The sequence below is a fragment of the Rhodoglobus sp. G.S.23 genome, from assembly GCF_056675935.1.
The window spans coordinates 953,976-971,237 of record NZ_CM155237.1 but is presented as its reverse complement, the minus strand read 5'-3'; the positions used below and the strand labels follow the sequence as shown (position 1 = coordinate 971,237).

Here is a 17,262-nt window from a genome sequence, read left to right as displayed (position 1 = left end):
CACGTGTTGAGGGGACAGACAGAACGTTCTATGCAGTAATTGTCTAGGCAATTTTCACCGACACCCAAACGGGGGGCTACTACCCCGCATCGGGGGCTTGCATGCTTCAGTAAGAAAGAAGCATAAGAACTACTCCTGGGGGGAGGTATCAGATGTCAGAGCACGTAATCCTGTTTGCAGGGCCCATGGGCGCAGGTAAAACCACTGCCATCCGTGCCCTCAGCGAGATCGAAGTTGTCAGTACAGAAGCCGCGAACAGCGACCGAGCTTCAGCAGACAAAGCGACAACAACGGTTGCTCTCGACTACGGCGAGATCAGCGTCAACGACGCAGAAAAGGTTCGCCTCTACGGCATCCCTGGCCAGAAGCGCTTTGACTTCATGTGGACCATCCTCGCGGAGCGAGCCGAAGGTCTCGTGCTCCTCGTCAACGCCGATGCCGAAAACCCCGTCGAGACCGCTATCGAGTACGTCAAAGAATTCTTCGCCCTCTATGAGCGCGGTGGAATTGTCATCGGGCTCACTCGTGCCGATCTCGTGCCCCAAGCACTCATCGAGGAGTACGCCAACACCCTGGCCGACGAAATGCCCGATGTTCTTATTCCGGTATTCACCGTGGATGCTCGTTCGAACGCAGACATGAACGTGCTGCTCATGACGGTGGTTGCCAACGTCGAACTCAAACGTGCTGTTGCCGCCAACTCAGCACTGACATCAGGGAGGGCACGATGATTGTCGCAACCCACCTGGACCCCACATACATTTCGCGCGGCGAACTTGCCCTCAGCGGACTCAAAGAACTTGCCCCGTCACTGGCCTACGCCACGGTCCTCACCGAGGATGGCTTCAGCGTCGTCAGTGTTGAAGGCAACGCAGTCGACAGCAACCGCTTCGCGAGCATGGCCAGTTCAACTCAAGCCCTCGCCGATGCTGTTGCCCGAGAACTTCAACTCGGAGACAACGAGTTTGTGATCGTCGCGGCCCAACAGGGCCACGTCGTGCAGGTACGAGTCGACGGCCATCCGCTGGTGCTCGCTGCCCTCTTCACCGACAAAGAGACGATCGGCAAATCACTTGCCGCTGCTCGGCGAACTGCACGAAGGCTCACCGTCTTTCTTACCGTCGAGTAACACACAGTTTTCACCCGCATAACCCGAACCACCCGAAGCAGGACCAGTAAATACGAACAGCGAACGATCACTCGTCTAACCCGCAGATCGAACGCTGAATCGAGGAATTTTACCCGCGAGCAGGACCGCGGTGCACCCTCGGCACCGTACACAAATTCACGCAGGAGGCGTGAAGATGACTACATACACAACCCACATCCCCGCCGGCTGGTACCCCGACCCGCTTGGACTCCCCCAGCTTCGCTGGTGGGACAACCACACGTGGACTGACCAGATCTCTGGAGCACGCGCCCCCCTCGTGCACCAGCTCGTTGACTTCGCTGACCCCACAGAGCTCGAGGGCGACGCCACCATTCACGCCGCTGCCGAACCCGAGTCGGCAGCGACGGGTGGCGCCGTCCCTCCTGAATCAACCTCTACAACGAGCACGCTTCGCCAACTTGAAGCACCGCTCCCCGAGGACGCCGTAGATTCGGCGACTGCAGGCGATCCCACCGCCGGCTACCGCGATCCCTCCGATGACGACACCGACTTCACCGTTGTCGCCTCTGAGTGGGCTCAGGTCGCCGAAGCCATCAAGATTGCGTCAAGCAACAAGCAAGCAACGGTGTTGGCGATCACGTCATCCAGCTTTCCCATGCTCGTCATCGATGTATTCGAACGTTCGTACTGGTGGAAAGCCGAAATCGCTGACTTCCCCATGTTCCCAGTGAGCATCAACATCCGCAGCCATGTTCGCGATGAGGTAATCATGCCCACTGGTGCAGGGTTCGATCTGAGCTCGCTGCTGTGGATGGTAGGCCTCAACGCCTACGCTCACGCTCCCGCTCCGTGGCTCACTGACGGTGCACGCTACCGTTTGCGCCGCTGGCCAAACATCACGAACCTTCCGCACGATGCCGACCAGCTGCGCATGACCTCGATCCTGAGTCACGCCCCACTCTCGGCGAAAGAACTGGCTGCCATCGCAGAGACTGAGCCTCGTTCGGCCCACGCTCTCGTTGCTGCCCTCAGCCTGATGAACATCCTGCGGGTTCTTCCTGGTGCGAACGAGGAAGAATTTGGGGCCGCCCCAGCAACACCGGCACCCCGCGGATTCTTCGCTCGCCTGCGTGGTCGCCACAGCAAATAGCATTTAACGCACGAACGCGAGCCGTCTGCCTGAGCAGACGACCCGCGTTGTGACGAACCAGCTAGCCCTAGGGCTAGCGTTGGCTCGCTATGAATCCGTGCCTTTAGCTGTGGACCGCAGCGAGCGTGCGACGATCCTCGAGCAGCTGTGGCCAGAGCTTGCGGCGGTCGCGAACAACGAAGCCACGCGCAATGAAACGGTCCTTACCGTCGAAGCGGGGGGCATACATAGAGCGACCGTGCATAGCACGCAGGTTGTCGAGCATGAGCAAGTCACCCGCCTGCAACACGTGAGCATCGCGGTGTTCGATGTAGGTCTCAACAACCTTGCCGAGGAGGCGCTGGGCTTCAGCGGTGATGCCGTGCATGAGGTCCTGGTCAACGAGAATGTACGGGTCATCTTCTGGACCGGTGAGGATCGGGAAGGGGCCGCGTACGTCATCCGGACGAGGAATGTACGGCTGGAAGGACTCGTCAATTGTGGTTGCCCACAGCGGCTGGCGCAGCTTTGCTACGTCTTCGGCTGACATGTGCTGCACAAGCTTGCGACCCGAGAATGCATAGGTCTTAGCGTTTTCGTCGCCACGAAGGGCACCGAGGATCACGTAGTCAGGCTTGAAGACAGAGAAGCACTGCTCGGTGTGAGCTTCAAGCTCAACCTTCGAGCCCTGCGACTGCTGGGTGACAGCAAGCTTCGGGTTCGGAACCATGTCTTGGATGAGGTGGCCGTTGCCCTCAGCCTCGTAAGCGACCATGCTTCCGAGGAGGTGCGCGAGCATCCCCATCTCCTTAGCGAAGACGGTGCGAGCACCGAGACCGCTCTTGTTGTCGAGCGGGGTATCTGTCAGGTCTTCATCGACGTACAGTCCACGCACAACCATGATGCCGGCTTCAGAGCCAACTTCAGCAAAATTCAGAACAGCTGCACGAACCTCTTCGGGCAAGCTAAACGCTGCCGCCAGAGCCTGGCGACCGAAGTCATCCGGGTTCTCATTCGGGTGAGCGGTAATTCGCTCTGCAGCAGTATGGATCGCTTCGGCAGTAGCCGAGTCGAGAGTGAACAGGCTCGATTGGAGCTCGTGAACGGTAATGTCGCTCTCCTTGCTTCGTGCGGCGCGCAAGCTGTGGCTCATATGGCTCTTGGCAGGCGCGATCGCGGACATCGTCTCCATAGGGAAGACACCTCTCAAATTACACCCTTCGGGCCCAAAAGTAAGGGCGTCGTCAACGAATCTCGGGGCGTGCACAGCAAAAACGAAGCATTAGCAGAGGTGAACCACGGCGCCCATTTCTCGCGATAAGATTGTCCGGCCAGCGGGAGTGGTGAAATTGGTATACACGCAGGATTTAGGTTCCTGTGCTTTCGAGCGTGCGGGTTCAAGTCCCGCCTTCCGCACAACTGTTTTTCTTCCATTCCGGGGGTAATCCCCACAGCGGTGACTCCGTGACTCGCGATACTCTTCTGGTAGTTCATTGCTAACGTCGCCGACTACGCGCACCTAGCCGACGATTCTGGAGAAGCTCTTGGTAGGCACCGCCCTCATCCCCTGGCTAGACCCGAACAACCTCATTGAAGGTTTCGGAGCCTTTGCCTTGCTCGGTGTTGCCTTCATCGTTTTCGCGGAAACGGGACTACTCGTCGGCTTTCTCCTGCCCGGTGACACCCTTCTGGTCATTGCCGGCGTCCTCACGTTCACCGGCGTTATCGGTTTCGACATCTGGTGGGTCTGTCTGGCCATAAGCGTCGCTGCATTCCTCGGCGGCGAAGTCGGATACCTGATTGGGCACAAGGTGGGCCCTCGGATATTCGAGCGAAAAGAAACCGGGCTTTTTAGCGTCGAAAATGTGAAACGCACCAACGCCTTCTTCAGCCGCTTCGGCGGCCTCGCCGTCATTCTGGCTCGCTTCGTGCCTGTCGTGCGCACCTTCGCCCCGGTCGCTGCTGGGGTTGGCCACATGGACTACCGCAAATACTCCATCTACAACGCCATTGGAGCGCTTATCTGGGGTTCAGGCCTCACGTTCGCAGGCTACCTGCTCGGCTACATTCCGCCGTTGCGCGACTTCATCGTCGAATACATCGACCTCATTCTTCTCGCCGCTGTCACCGTCTCAGTGCTCCCCACCGCGTACCACTACTTCCGGTCGTCCTACAAAGCGAAAAAGGCACGCGATGCGGGTCGGGCAAACGCCATCAGCGATTCCGAAGCAGAGCAGCTTTCGCTGCACCCCAAAGACTTCGACCAGAACCTCGACGACTAAGCGGGGTCTGCTCAGCGGGGTCTGCTACTCGGGTTCTGCTAAGCGGATTCTGCTAACCGAGACGCTTACGAAGAGCAGCGACAGCCTGCTGAGCGCTGCGACGAACTTCAATGTCTTCGTCCTTGACGAGGGCAGACATCGCATCGACATCGTCAGCCGTGCCGACCGTTCCCAGGGCGCGAGCCGCTGAGGCGCGAACGCGGGGAGTTTCATCCGAGAGGAGCGCCACAAGCTGCTCACGAGCGTCGAGTCGACGAGTGGCAACGACACGCGTCGCCATCTCACGCACTCGCCACGCTTGATTGCTGAGGGCGGTGACTACGACATCCGCAGCACTGTCATCCCAGGCGTGCAGCAGGGCACGGGTGCCCCACAGTTCGGGCCAATAGAGCACAGGGGCGCCGTCGAGAATGCCCTGAGCATGCTCTCCTCCGACGATCAGCAGAAACTCTTTGCCCTCGTTGTTGCCCGCGATAAGCGAGACGGCGCGTTCGACAATGACAGCTTCACCATGTCGTTCGCTGGCGGCCGCGATGCGGGCGGCAATGGGGAGTTCAAGATCTACGGCGTGGGGATCATCATGTTCAGACACCCCACAACTGTACGTTGTTGTGCTGTGTGTGCCGACCGAAGCCCGCGTTTTAGCTTGTGCCGAGCAGTTGAGCGCGAACCGTGGGCATAAGTGCGGTGAATGCCTGAGCTCGGTGGCTGAGGGCGTCTTTCTGCTCTGATGTCAGATCTGCCGATGTTCCCTGCTGACCGTCCGGACGAAAAATGGGGTCGTAGCCGAAGCCCTCAGCACCACTGCGCTCGGTCGCGATCGTGCCAGGCCAGAGCGCGAGTTCAACAAACTCGTGAGTCTCAGCACCGGTGATGGCTGCAGGAACCACGAGGGCGGCGGCACAGGCAAACTGGGCGGCGCGATCATCCACGCCGTCCATATTCGCGAGCAGTAACTCAAGGTTGTCGGTGTCATCGCGCGTGCCCGCGTACCGCGCCGAATGGATGCCTGGGGCACCGCCAAGCGCATCAACACAGATTCCGGAGTCGTCAGCGAGCGCCGGTAATCCGGTGTGGGCGGATGCTGCCCGTGCCTTGATCAACGCGTTCGCCTGAAACGTGTCGCCATCCTCTACCGGCTCTGGCCCGTTGTAGGCGACGAGTTCGAGGCCGTCGAGCGCTGGGCCAAGGATGCGGCGCAACTCAGCGACTTTGTGAGCGTTGTGGGTGGCGAGGACGACTTGCATTAGTTGGCGACTGCTCCAGTGGCATCTGCATCAGGAGTGTCTCCGGCGAGCGATGCGACTTGCATTGCGGTGAGGTCAACAGCTCCGGCGAGCGCAAGGTCGAGAAGGGAGTCGAGTTCGCGACGGTCGAATGGTGCGCCTTCGGCTGTGCCCTGAACCTCGACGAAGAGACCGCGGCCGGTGACGACAACGTTCATGTCGGTCTCGGCGCAAACGTCTTCGACGTAGGCGAGGTCGAGCATCGGCTCACCGTCGATGATTCCGACGCTGACGGCAGCGAGCGAGTCAAAGAGGGCCTTCGAGTTCTTGCCGATGAACTTCTTCTCGCGACCCCACTCGATCGCGTCAGCGAGTGCAACATAGGCACCGGTGATGGCGGCCGTACGGGTACCGCCATCGGCCTGAAGAACGTCGCAGTCAATCACGATCGTGTTCTCGCCGAGAGCCTTCATGTCGACCACGGCGCGCAGGCTGCGACCGATGAGGCGCGAGATCTCGTGAGTGCGGCCGCCAACCTTGCCCTTGACGGCTTCGCGGTCCATACGGCTGTTCGTGCTGCGGGGAAGCATCGAGTACTCGGCCGTGACCCAGCCCTTGCCCTTACCCGCCATCCACCGCGGAACGCCATTGGTGAAGGAAGCTGTGCACAGCACCTTGGTCTTGCCGAAGGAAATCAGCGCTGAACCCTCAGCCTGGTCGCTCCACCCGCGCTCGATCGTGACTTTGCGGAGTTCGTTGTTTTCGCGACCATCGTGACGTGTCATGTGCTTCTCTCTATCGGTAATTCGGGGTCGTGGTGAAGCTGCTCAGGGCAGCGGCGGGAGATTAATCACGCCAGTATCAAAAGTTTCGACGCGCACAACGTTTGGCCCCATGAAGCGGGACGCCAAACGGGTGAAGCCTGATTTGTCTGGCCCGGTCGCTTCAAAGGTGTGACTCGCTGGTTGAGACGGATCGCGCAGCAGGTCGTGCGCCACAAGGGTGCTGTAGACGTCAAAGGCGGTCTCTTCAGCACTCGAGACGAGGGTAACGTCGCGGCCCATCACATACTGAATTGCGGCCGAAATGTGCGGATAGTGGGTGCAGCCAAGCACGAGAGTGTCAATCTCGGCGGCTTTGAGCGGTGCAAGATATTCCTCGGCCACCGCGAGCACTTCCGGCCCGGTCGTGACTCCCGCTTCTACAAACTCCACAAATCGTGGGCAGGCTTGAGTAAATAGTTCGATGTCGGATGCCGCAGCAAAAGCATCCTCATAAGCACGCGACTTAATCGTGCCCTCGGTGCCAATCACTCCGACGCGACGATTGCGGGTCTGACGCACTGCCGCCCTCGTGGCGGGCTGGATCACTTCAACAACCTCGATGCCATACGCCTCGGTGTACCGCTCGCGTGCATCCCGCAGCATCGCAGCAGAGGCGGTATTGCAGGCAATCACGAGCAACTTCACCCCATCGTCAACGAGACGATCCATCACTTCGAGGGCATAGCGCCGAACATCCGCTATCGGCTTGGGTCCATACGGCGAGTGAAGAGTGTCACCAACGTAAACGATCGACTCGTGGGGCAACTGGTCGATGATGGCACGGGCTACGGTGAGGCCGCCAACTCCGGAGTCGAAAACGCCAATGGGTGCATCAGTCACGCTCTCAATCGTAGTGGGGGATGTCCGTTGAGACCCTGACAGCCCTCACGGTCTGTCGCGTACGCTAATCAGGTGAGTACCGCTCTGCTAACTGACCAATACGAGCTCACCATGCTCGACGCCGCAATCGGCAGTGGCCGCCATGAACGCCCCTGCGTTTTCGAAGTGTTTGCCCGCCGACTTCCCGACAGCCGTCGCTACGGCGTTGTCGCTGGAACCGGTCGCCTTCTTGAACTGGTTGAACAGTTTCGTTTCGGCGACGACGAGTTGTCGTTCTTGAAGCAGAACAAGATCGTTGGACCAAACACCATCGACTGGCTAGCCAACTACCGCTTTACCGGAAACATCACGGGCTACCGCGAAGGTGATGCCTACTTCCCCGGCTCTCCCGTGCTCATCGTCGAGGGCTCATTTGCTGAGGCTGTACTGCTCGAAACTTTGGCGTTGAGCGTGCTCAACTATGACTCCGCCGTGGCATCCGCTGCTGCGCGCATGGTGTCTGCCGCCGACGCGCGACCCATCGCCGAGATGGGATCACGTCGCACTGGCGAACGTTCTGCCGTGGCATCCGCTCGCGCCGCCTATGTTGCAGGGTTCAGCGCAACGAGCAATCTCGAAGCCGGTCGCAGTTGGGGCGTGCCAACGATGGGTACCGCAGCACACTCATTCACGCTCTTGCACGATTCAGAAGAAGAAGCATTTCAGGCACAGGTTGATGCTTTTGGGCCTTCGACGACACTGCTCGTCGACACCTATGATGTCGAAACGGCAGTAGCGCTTGCGGTCAAGGTCGCTGGCCCTGACCTTGGCGCGGTGCGAATCGACTCTGGTGACCTTGCCGTTCAGGTCGCTGCCGTTCGCGCTCAACTAGATTCTCTGGGTGCAACCAACACCCGCATTACCGTCACCAATGACCTCGACGAGCATGCGATTGCTGCGCTGCGGGCGGCACCCGTCAACTCGTTTGGTGTGGGAACTTCGGTCGTTACCGGCTCGGGGCATCCCGCTGCTGGCATGGTCTACAAGCTGGTGGCCCACCACAACGACGCCGGTGAGTGGGTGTCTGTTGCCAAGAAATCGACAGCAAAAGCTACTGTCGGTGGGCACAAAGCTGCCATCAGAACTCTCGAAGGCGGTCTGGCCGAAACCGAGTTGATTTATCAGGCTTCTGAGGGCCGCCCCGCGGTGACGGGTCGCGACCTCATTGTTGACCTGGTCTCGAATGGGTCGGCGGATGCTCGTTGGCTTGGTCGCGAAGGAACCCTTGCCGCACGGGAGCACCACCAGAACGCTCTGGCAGAGCTTCCCCAAAACGCTTTCCGGCTGTCACGAGGCGAACCCGTTGTGCCAACCGTGTACCGCTAAGAGCTAGGCTTTCATCTTTTCGTAGACCTCTTTGCAGGTCGGGCACACAGGAAACTTCTCAGGGTCGCGGCCCGGGGTCCACAGCTTTCCGCAGAGTGCGCGGATGGGTTTGCCGGAGAGCGCTGATTCCATGATTTTGTTCTTGGGCGCATAGTGCGAGAAGCGTTCGTGGTCGCCCTCTTCAACCTGCTCTTGATTGAGCAGTTCTTCAAGTTCGCGGTCGAGAGTGTCGGTTCCGCCGCCAGTGTGATCGGTGTCAGCCATGCGTCAATTCTACTTCTGCAGAACCCATTTTAGTTCTGTGAAGAAAGTGCGAGCAGTTCTGGGCCTCGACGCACCATAATGCGGCCGCCCCAGTACACGCCGATGACCATGATGATCAACCCAAGCGAAACGCCAACCAAGAGCGCGGCCCAGTGGGGTTGAAGGTCGGTGAACGGGTTGAAGAACACTACGGCGAGCACGGGGACCGCGAACAGAAGGGTCAACGCGAAGGTCAAACTTTGCACTGTTGCAGCATTGGAGACGAGCGCTTGGGGCTGCATGAATGCGCCGTGACCCGGAAGCGGCGCGGCGTACGGGAACGCGGCCGAACTGACGCTCGAAATTCCGAGCCCAGTGAAGAGAACGCAAAGGCTGAGCCCGATCAGTCCTGGCAGCGCAACGGAGTTGCCAACGATGAGAACGGTGACGATGCTCCCGATGATGGCTAGGGAAATTCCGACCATCAAGTTGGGAACAATTCGCCCCCAGCGGTCGTCAGCACCGCGAGTGTGAGCTGATACGTGAGTCCACAGCGCGGTGTTGTCATGCGCTACGTCATTGTGCGCGCTCCAGCCGAGGAACAGACACATGACGGGAACGGGGATCCACGCAATGACGTCAGCTCCGATTCCTCCAACGAGGAGGGCGGCAACCATACCGATAGGAATGATGGGGATGGCAGCAAGCGCAACGAAGTAGCGGGCGTCACGCGCCCAGTAGCTGAGGCTTCGTGCCGCAATCGCCCCTAGCGGTGTTGATGGCATGACGCGGAACCAGCCCAAGCCAGAACGATAGGTCTCTACGGCACTTCTCTCCGGGCGCGAAAGCACGTAGCCGAGCAGAAAATACCATGCGGCGGCGAGCACAACAAGGAATCCGAAGGCCATCCCGAGCCGAGCGGCCGCTCCACTTACGTCGCCGGCGACGCTGGCGGCCGGCGCGCTGAAGGCGACCCCCAGCGGCGTCCATTCGAGAACGGAAGCTACTCGGCGTAGCACTGGCAGTACTTGCGATTGGTAGTCAGCTAGTGCGAGCAGCACGGCGATGGGCAGCGACGCAACGACGAGGGTCACTGCGGCAAAGCCGAAGCCTTCGCGCAGTCGGCGAGTGCTCAAATAGCGCGCTGCGACAAGGCTTGCTAGGCGGGAACCAATAACTGCGGTGGCGATCACGATGAGGCCAGAGACAACGGCGACGAGGGCGGATGTAACTGCTCCCGACCAGGCAACGACCTGAGCAACCACCAAACCAACCAACATGAGGGTGGGGATGCTGATGGCGCCGGCGAGCAGTAACAGCAGCGCGAGCCGGAGCCGGCTGAGCGGCAGGTAGGAGAACCGGCGGGGGTCTAGCGCATCATCCGCGTTCCAGCCGAGCGGCATGAGGAGGAATCCCGCGAGCAACACTGACCCGAAGACAATTAGCGTGCTACTGGCGACTTCTGCGGTGGTTTCACGCAGGTTTGCGACGGCAATGACCGCAATCACAAAAAGGGCAGCGCTATAGAGCAGCACCAAGACCATGCTTGAGGCAACGAGTGGCCCTCGACGGAACGTGTTCGCGAGGAGGGTCAGTTTCAGTCGGAGAAACTGCTCAACCACTCGAGCCCTCCCCCACTGGAGTTTGTTCCGGTCAACTGCACGAAGCGATCTTCCAGCGACATACCGTTGCGAACTTCATCAATTGTTCCGTCGGCCAGCAGAGTGCCTTCAACAATTACGGCGACGTGGCTGCAGACACGCTGCACAAGTTCCATGCGGTGGCTGGAGAGCAGCACAGTTCCGCCAGCGTTCACATACTGCTTGAGGATGCGGGTGACAGTTGCGGCGGACACCGGGTCAACGGACTCAAATGGTTCGTCGAGCACCAGCAGTCGCGGTGAGTGAATCATGGCGGCGGCGAGCGCGACCTTCTTGAGCATGCCGGATGAGTAGTCGCTCACGAGCCGGCCCATCACGTCATCAAGACCGAATGCTGTTGCCAAGTCTGAGGAACGCTTGCGCACCTCAGCGGCGTTGAGGCCACGCAATACTCCCGAGTAGTACAGCAACTGCGAGCCTGTCAGGCGATCGAAGATGCGAAGACGGTCGGGAAGCACACCGATAGAGCGTTTGGCGATCTCTGGGGAATCCCACACATCGATCCCATTGACGCTTGCCGTTCCCGAATCTGGGCGCAAGAGGCCTGTAATCATCGACAGGGTTGTCGTTTTTCCTGCACCGTTTGGGCCGACGATGCCGTAAAAGACTCCAGCACGAACGTTGAGATCGATGTCGTTAACAGCAACCGTCTCGCCAAAGTCTTTCGTCAGACCGCGAACCTTCAAAACGATGTCGCCGGATGTCGGCTCAAGTGCATGAGACAGCGTCTGAACGGCAACCACACCGTCACTCTCGGACACAAGCTCTGGCTCAGGTTCTGCCTCTGGTGAGGGCTCCGGCACCAACTCGGGTTCCGGCTCTGGCTCTGGCTCTGGCTCAGGCTCTGGCTCTGGCTCTGGCTGAGGCTCGATTTCGGGTACGAGAACAGGCTCGAGAACAGGCTCAGGTTCGACTTCAGCCTCGAGAGCTAACCCTCGTTCGAGTTCTTCGTCGTCTGGCTCTGGCTCGGCGACTTTCTCGGGTGCGGGTGCAGCAACAGCAAATTGAGCCGCGAGCGCGCGCAACCGAGCAAGGCCTACGAGAACAGCGTCGGGCTTTTCCGTAGGTTCAGGAGCCGCAGCCTCGACTTCAGCGCTCGTGGCCTCAGCTTCAGGTGCGATCGTCGTTTCCGCAGCCACTTCCGTGACTTCGGTGGGCTCAGCATCAGGTTCTGACGTCACAGCGGGCTCAGCAGCTGCAGGAACTACCGATACTGATTTCTCGAGGTGGGCGGCAGTTGTTGCCTCGCCAGAAGAACTATGTGGGGAAGGAACAGCCTCCGCTGCGTTGGGGACGGAGTCACCAGGTGTCGCGCTAGTCGGCTGCGATTCGCTGGCGTTCGACATAATCGGCTTCCGCACCCCTGATCGTGGCGCCCTCGGCTTGGGGTCTGTCGACCTTGGCACCGTCGGCTTGGGGGCAGCTGGCTTAGGAGTCGTTGAGCGCGGCGTTGACGTTCGTGACGCTGTCGGCGTCGCGCCAGCAGCTTTCCCCGTCGACGCGCCCGATCCTGCTGCTTTACTTGCGGCAGCCTTAGTGGCGGCAGCCTTCGCCGCAGCAGCGCTCTTAACAGGAGCGGTTTTGGATGCGGCGGGTTTCTTGGCGGCAGGCTTACGAGTAGCAGAGGATGTAGACGTGGCGGGGCTCGATTGTGCTTGAGTTCCGCGGGCCGCAGCGGGCTTCCGGGGGCTCGTTGCGGGCTTCGTTGCCGGCGTTTCTACAGTCTTCTTGCCCTCGTCGGGTGTTTGGGCGTTTTCCACTGTCCAAACCTACCAATCAGATGCCGAGCGCATGAGCGAGTATCACAAATAGACAACAACCCCGCAAAATCGGTGGAGTTCTCGGCGGGCACCGTTAGCCTGACTATCGCACAAGGGTGTGTCGATATTACCAATCTCGGGTGAACAACAGGTTAATCACTTAGCCTCATCCCCGAATCCCAGAACTACTGAGGAGACCACCATGACTACACAAGTCGTAATTTTAGCTGCCGGAATGGGCAGTCGCTTGGGCCGTTCGCTCCCGAAGCCGCTTACTGAGCTCAATGATGGCCGCACCATCATGCAGCAGCAGTTCGACAACATCCACCACGCGTTTGGCACCAACGTCAAGGTGACCATCGTTGTTGGCTACAAGCTTGAGCACATCATCGAAGCGTTCCCCGAAGCATCGTTCGTATACAACGAGCAGTACGACCAGACCAACACGTCCAAGAGCCTCATGCGTGCACTGCAGGCATCAACTCCCGGTGGAGTTCTCTGGATGAACGGTGACGTTGTCTTCGACCCGACCGCTCTTGAGCGCGCCGCCGTCATGGTCGCTCGCGACCAGTCCTTCGTGAGCGTCAACACGGCAAAGGTTTCTGACGAAGAAGTCAAGTACACGACCGACGCCGAGGGCTTCATCAAGGAACTCTCCAAGACCGTCAAGGGCGGCCTCGGCGAAGCCGTTGGCATCAACTACATTTCGCGCGACGCCAAGGCAACACTGTTGCGCCACCTCAAGAAGGTTGGCGACCAGGACTACTTCGAGCGCGGCATCGAGCTCGCAATTGACGAAGATCGTCTGCTCATCGAGCCGATCGATATCTCAGACCTCTACGCCATTGAGGTTGACTTCGCTGAAGACCTCGAGCGCGCAAACCTCTTCGTCTAGGCAAAACTGTTCGGCTCCACGAGCCATGCAGCAACGCCCGCCCCGCACACAGTGCAGGGCGGGCGTTGCTGATTAAAGCGAAGAATCGCTCACCCTGCTGCGAATGAGTACAGCTTCTGTCGAATTGCCCGCTTACTATTGGGGCGTGGCGAACACAGCATTGGGCCGGCCAGCATGGTCTCCCCTCACCCGATATCGCCGCACTCTCTGGTTGCTCACTGTCCGTGACCTGCGCGTGCGGTACTCCACCTCAGCCCTTGGCTACGTGTGGAGCATCCTCGACCCCCTGGTAATGGCGGGCATCTACTGGTTCGTTTTCACACAGGTCTTTGACCGCACCGTTGGCGAACAGCCGTACATCGTTTTCCTCCTTACCGCCCTATTACCGTGGATGTGGTTCAACGGCGCTGTGTCGGATGCCACCCGCGCCTACCTGCGTGAGGCCAAGCTCATCCGGTCCACCAAAATCCCTCGCACGATCTGGGTCGCGCGCCTCGTACTTTCCAAGGGAATCGAGTTCATTGCTAGCCTGCCGGTGCTCGCGTTCTTTGCCATCGCCACTGGAGCGGTCTTGCACTGGGAAGCGGTGTACTTCGTTCTGGGAGTAGTGCTCCAGGCGATTCTTACCGTTGGTGTCGGACTCATCGTCGCGCCGCTCGTGGTCTTTTTCCGCGATCTTGAGCGAGCAACCAAGCTTGCTTTGCGCTTTCTGTTTTATGCCTCCCCCATCATTTATGGCATCCCCGATCTTGCGAGGTTGGGGCTCGACGGACTCGCTGCGTTCAACCCGCTCGCCGGGATTTTTTCGCTCTACCGAGCAGCATTCTTCCCTGACCAACTCGACTGGTACGCGGTGCTCATCGGAGCTCTCATGAGCCTCATTTTGGTTGCCGTCGGAATCCTTGTCTTCGTGCGCACCGAACGTGCCGTGCTGAAGGAGATCTAGTGCCCGACAATTTTGTGATTCAGGTGCAGGATGCCGGCATCCGTTTTCGACTCAATCGACGGTCCCGTCGCAACTTCAAAGACCTTTTTGCCGGTCGCAAACGCCGCGCACGCGCCGATGAGTTTTGGGCGCTGCGCAATGTGAGCTTCGATGTCACGGCCGGCGAAGCAATCGGTGTCGTAGGACGCAACGGTCAAGGCAAGTCGACCCTCCTCAAACTTGTTGCCGAGGTCATGCTCGCCGACGAAGGCCACGTGCAGGTTGGCCAAGGAGTCGCCCCGCTCATCGAGATCACGGGAGGTTTCGTTGACGATCTCAGCGTGCGCGACAATGTGTACCTGACCGCTGGGCTGCACGGCATGACGAAACGGGAAATCAGCGAGCGATTCGACGAGATCATCGGTTTCGCCGAGATTGAACGCTTCATCGATACGCCGTACAAACATCTCTCGAGCGGAATGAAGGTGCGCATTGCCTTCGCAGTAATTTCCCGCCTTGAAGAACCCATCATTCTGGTGGATGAGGTTCTCGCGGTCGGAGACAAAGCGTTCCGCGAAAAGTGCTACCGCCGCATAGAAGATCTCCTTGAGGGCGGGCGAACACTCTTCTTCGTCTCCCACAATGAGCGAGATCTGCGCCGCTTCTGCAGCCGCGGACTCTACCTCGATAAGGGTGAACTCGTGCTCGATGGACCCATCAACGATGTGCTGGCGCGATACAACGAAGATTACGGTTCCTCAACACCAACCTAATTCTCGGGATGGCATCAGATCACTCCGGTACGGTTAAACCCATGGCTTCTAGCGAACTAAACACGTCGCACCCCATGGTTGTGCGTGGTATCGACCGCGTTCTCACGGTTCAGCGTCCCGTCGTGCTCGCTCACATTCGCAGCATCCGAAAAGGCAAGCCGAACGCGAGCACCGATGAAATCATCGCGATTCTTGAACGACGCTATCTTGCCGCAGTGACGACCGGCGGTGCCCTCGTTGGCGCCAGCGCTGCCATTCCGGCAGTCGGCACCGGAGCGTCGTTGGCGCTCTCCAGCGTTGAAACGGCTGGCTTTCTGGAGGCAAGTGCCCTCTTCGCCCAATCTGTCACCGAAGTTCACGGAATCGTCGTTGACGATCCTGACCGCGCACGAGCCCTAGTAATGACAATGGTGCTTGGCACCGCCGGCAGCGACCTCGTGAAGCAGCTCGCCGCTCAAGCCACGGGAACCGGCGCTGTTCGCTCTGCCTATTGGGGTGAAACCCTCGCCAAGGGAGTGCCTACCGCGCTGATGGGCCCCCTCGCCGACCGCATCAAACGCACCTTCATGAAAAAGTTCGCAGCAGCCCAGGGCACCAACATTGTTGGTCGACTCATTCCCTTCGGTATTGGCGCTGTGATCGGTGGTGGTGGCAACCACATTTTGGGGCGACAGATCATCCGCACCGCACGCCAAGGGTTTGGTCCAGCACCAGCCACCCTGCCGTCGTGGCTCGAACCCGTACTCGTCATCAAGGCAGCCAAGACACCCAAGCCCGCCAAAGAACCCAAAGCGCGGGGCGACCGCAAGCGTGCACGACCGTTGACCACGTTGCGCAAAAAGACAGGGTGGGTCGAAATGGAGAGCTTCGCCGACCTCAACGATCACGTCGACATTGATGCCCTAACGGATGACCGCCCCTAGTCGCTACTCGGCAGCAGGTGACTCGTCGTCGTCATCCTCAAAAGGATCGCCTTCGCTGCCCTGACGGTCACCAATGTGGATCTGGGCGTGACGGTGCCAGAGCGCTACCAGCGACTCCACTGCGTCGTGGAACCGGGCTGTCGCAGCACCGGGACTGGTATCGCCAAAGTGACGTTCCGCCCAATACCCCAAACGTTCTTGCGCTTCAGCATCAAACTGAACCCGCTCGACGATCGACAGAATATTTTCTGCCTGGTCAGCGGGCAACCACTCGCACGCTCCTAGGTAACCTGCCTCATCGATATCGGCCAAAGGCGATGCCGGGCGAGCAACAATCAGCGGTTTGCCCGTGGCGAGCCGGTCATAGACCATTGCCGAAACGTCAGTGATCGCGACATCCGCCGCCACCAACTGCCAACCCAGCTCATCTCCGTCATCGTAAATGTGCTGAACTGAAGGATCAGTCTCGTTGGCTTCAGCAATCGCCGCAATGATCGCAACGTTCGCATTCTTGTACTCCGGGTCAACAACGCCACTTCGGGGGTGCGGACGGTAAATGAAGCGGTGCTTGTCGCTGGCAAGCACAGCTGTGGCCAGAGCAACACCGTGAGTCGCAATGGAACCGTATGCCGCAGCTTCGCGGTCGCCCTCCCACGTTGGCGCATAGAGAACGACAATGCGGTCATCGGGTGTGTAAGGCAGCTCACCAGCGAAATGATCGGCCTGCGGTCGCCCGATCGGGATGGCCCGCTTCTTGAGATCGAAATCCCAGAGCTTTTGGCTGAGGCGATCAAGGGCAGCCTCCCCGGCCACGAAACTGAAGTCGTAAGCCTTGAACTGGTTGGTCGTCATGTACATCTTGTCGCTCTCACCATGATTGATGAAAACGTGCCACATGCGGCCATAGCGGAACATCTGAAAGTTTTTGGCATTCTGATTGACGTAAAACACAATCTTCAGCGGCTGCTCCGAAACGAACTGTTCAAGCTCAGAAACGCGACGCAGGTAAACAGTGGGAACTGGCGCCTCATCCCACAACGCCAACACCGAACTGGGAGACCGGGCGATGATCGAAACCGGAAAACGCTTAGAGAGCTCGGCAAGCGGTGCGTACCACTGACGCATTTGGTAAAGATTTACTTTGGTGTCAGCAAAATAGACGGCGATGCTTACGGAGCCAGAAGTCGGTAGCGGATGTTCGCCAACGATCTGGGCGACTCGACGTCGATTGCGGCGCGAGCGCAGCATTGTGCGCACCACTTTGCGGGCAGTTGTGAAGTCTTTCAGTAGCGCCATGGTCTCAAT

General features: G+C 59.3%; 17 protein-coding genes, 1 tRNA gene and 1 pseudogene. 10 read left to right on the top strand and 9 right to left on the bottom strand.

The window, feature by feature from the left end; translation table 11 throughout:
* The first annotated feature begins 152 nt into the window (after positions 1-152).
* From AC1ENN_RS04650 to AC1ENN_RS04640, 3 genes are all read left to right on the top strand, one after another.
* A complete protein-coding gene (locus tag AC1ENN_RS04650) occupies positions 153-731 on the top strand; it encodes a GTP-binding protein (protein ID WP_480391942.1) in 579 nt (192 codons plus the stop codon).
* On the top strand, positions 728-1,129 hold the full coding sequence (locus tag AC1ENN_RS04645) for a roadblock/LC7 domain-containing protein (protein ID WP_449648548.1): 402 nt from the start codon (positions 728-730) through the stop codon (positions 1,127-1,129). The genes AC1ENN_RS04650 and AC1ENN_RS04645 overlap by 4 nt, the downstream gene beginning before the upstream one ends.
* Positions 1,130-1,304: 175 nt before the next feature.
* Positions 1,305-2,261, top strand: coding sequence for a DUF2510 domain-containing protein (locus AC1ENN_RS04640; protein WP_480406779.1), 957 nt, complete (start codon positions 1,305-1,307; stop codon positions 2,259-2,261).
* A gap of 103 nt (positions 2,262-2,364) precedes the next feature.
* On the opposite strand, the gene AC1ENN_RS04635 is transcribed toward AC1ENN_RS04640, so the two are convergent.
* Positions 2,365-3,432, bottom strand: a complete 1,068-nt coding sequence (locus tag AC1ENN_RS04635; protein WP_449648550.1) for a TauD/TfdA family dioxygenase — start codon at positions 3,430-3,432, stop codon at positions 2,365-2,367.
* A gap of 142 nt (positions 3,433-3,574) precedes the next feature.
* On the opposite strand from AC1ENN_RS04635, the gene AC1ENN_RS04630 reads away from it, so the two are divergent.
* Positions 3,575-3,656, top strand: a tRNA-Leu gene (locus tag AC1ENN_RS04630).
* 128 nt (positions 3,657-3,784) lie between these two features.
* The gene (locus AC1ENN_RS04625; RefSeq protein WP_480406778.1) at positions 3,785-4,522 is read left to right on the top strand and encodes a DedA family protein; all 738 of its coding nucleotides are present in this window, start codon (positions 3,785-3,787) and stop codon (positions 4,520-4,522) included.
* 52 nt (positions 4,523-4,574) lie between these two features.
* Here the strand turns inward: AC1ENN_RS04625 and AC1ENN_RS04620 are convergent, their stop codons facing one another.
* The 4 genes from AC1ENN_RS04620 to murI are packed head-to-tail and all read right to left on the bottom strand — an operon-like array spanning position 4,575 to position 7,412.
* Entirely contained in the window at positions 4,575-5,114 is a 540-nt protein-coding gene (locus AC1ENN_RS04620; RefSeq protein ID WP_480406777.1) for a HEAT repeat domain-containing protein, read from the bottom strand.
* A 49-nt stretch (positions 5,115-5,163) separates the two neighbouring features.
* A complete protein-coding gene (gene rdgB, locus AC1ENN_RS04615) occupies positions 5,164-5,769 on the bottom strand; it encodes an RdgB/HAM1 family non-canonical purine NTP pyrophosphatase (RefSeq protein WP_449648553.1) in 606 nt (201 codons plus the stop codon).
* The gene (gene rph / locus AC1ENN_RS04610) at positions 5,769-6,533 is read right to left on the bottom strand and encodes a ribonuclease PH (RefSeq protein WP_480391939.1); all 765 of its coding nucleotides are present in this window, start codon (positions 6,531-6,533) and stop codon (positions 5,769-5,771) included. The genes rdgB and rph overlap by 1 nt, the downstream gene beginning before the upstream one ends.
* Before the next feature lie 42 nt (positions 6,534-6,575).
* Positions 6,576-7,412, bottom strand: coding sequence for a glutamate racemase (gene murI, locus AC1ENN_RS04605; RefSeq protein ID WP_449648555.1), 837 nt, complete (start codon positions 7,410-7,412; stop codon positions 6,576-6,578).
* A 66-nt stretch (positions 7,413-7,478) separates the two neighbouring features.
* Here murI and AC1ENN_RS04600 point away from each other — a divergent pair.
* A pseudogene (locus AC1ENN_RS04600) lies at positions 7,479-8,777 on the top strand (nicotinate phosphoribosyltransferase); the annotation flags it as partial.
* Between the two features lie 3 nt (positions 8,778-8,780).
* Here the strand turns inward: AC1ENN_RS04600 and AC1ENN_RS04595 are convergent.
* The 3 genes from AC1ENN_RS04595 to AC1ENN_RS04585 are packed head-to-tail and all read right to left on the bottom strand — an operon-like array spanning position 8,781 to position 12,441.
* Positions 8,781-9,041, bottom strand: a complete 261-nt coding sequence (locus tag AC1ENN_RS04595; RefSeq protein ID WP_449648556.1) for a DUF3039 domain-containing protein — start codon at positions 9,039-9,041, stop codon at positions 8,781-8,783.
* 29 nt (positions 9,042-9,070) lie between these two features.
* Complete coding sequence (locus tag AC1ENN_RS04590; RefSeq protein ID WP_449648557.1) at positions 9,071-10,642, bottom strand: hypothetical protein; 1,572 nt, start codon at positions 10,640-10,642, stop codon at positions 9,071-9,073.
* Positions 10,618-12,441, bottom strand: a complete 1,824-nt coding sequence (locus tag AC1ENN_RS04585; protein WP_480406776.1) for an ABC transporter ATP-binding protein — start codon at positions 12,439-12,441, stop codon at positions 10,618-10,620. The genes AC1ENN_RS04590 and AC1ENN_RS04585 overlap by 25 nt, the downstream gene beginning before the upstream one ends.
* Before the next feature lie 202 nt (positions 12,442-12,643).
* Between AC1ENN_RS04585 and AC1ENN_RS04580 the strand changes: the two genes are divergently transcribed.
* The 4 genes from AC1ENN_RS04580 to AC1ENN_RS04565 all read left to right on the top strand — a co-directional run bounded on the left by AC1ENN_RS04580 (position 12,644) and on the right by AC1ENN_RS04565 (position 15,957).
* Positions 12,644-13,336, top strand: a complete 693-nt coding sequence (locus tag AC1ENN_RS04580; RefSeq protein ID WP_449648559.1) for a phosphocholine cytidylyltransferase family protein — start codon at positions 12,644-12,646, stop codon at positions 13,334-13,336.
* 145 nt (positions 13,337-13,481) lie between these two features.
* On the top strand, positions 13,482-14,282 hold the full coding sequence (locus AC1ENN_RS04575) for an ABC transporter permease (protein ID WP_449648560.1): 801 nt from the start codon (positions 13,482-13,484) through the stop codon (positions 14,280-14,282).
* Positions 14,282-15,034: an ABC transporter ATP-binding protein gene (locus AC1ENN_RS04570; protein ID WP_449648561.1), complete on the top strand. Its 753-nt coding sequence runs from the start codon at positions 14,282-14,284 to the stop codon at positions 15,032-15,034. Before AC1ENN_RS04575 ends, AC1ENN_RS04570 begins: the two co-directional genes overlap by 1 nt.
* Before the next feature lie 41 nt (positions 15,035-15,075).
* Positions 15,076-15,957 carry a hypothetical protein gene (locus tag AC1ENN_RS04565; RefSeq protein WP_480406775.1) on the top strand — a complete coding sequence of 294 codons (882 nt, stop codon included), beginning with the start codon at positions 15,076-15,078 and terminating at the stop codon, positions 15,955-15,957.
* 3 nt (positions 15,958-15,960) lie between these two features.
* Here the strand turns inward: AC1ENN_RS04565 and AC1ENN_RS04560 are convergent, their stop codons facing one another.
* Entirely contained in the window at positions 15,961-17,253 is a 1,293-nt protein-coding gene (locus AC1ENN_RS04560; protein ID WP_480406774.1) for a CDP-glycerol glycerophosphotransferase family protein, read from the bottom strand.
* Positions 17,254-17,262 lie beyond the last annotated feature (9 nt).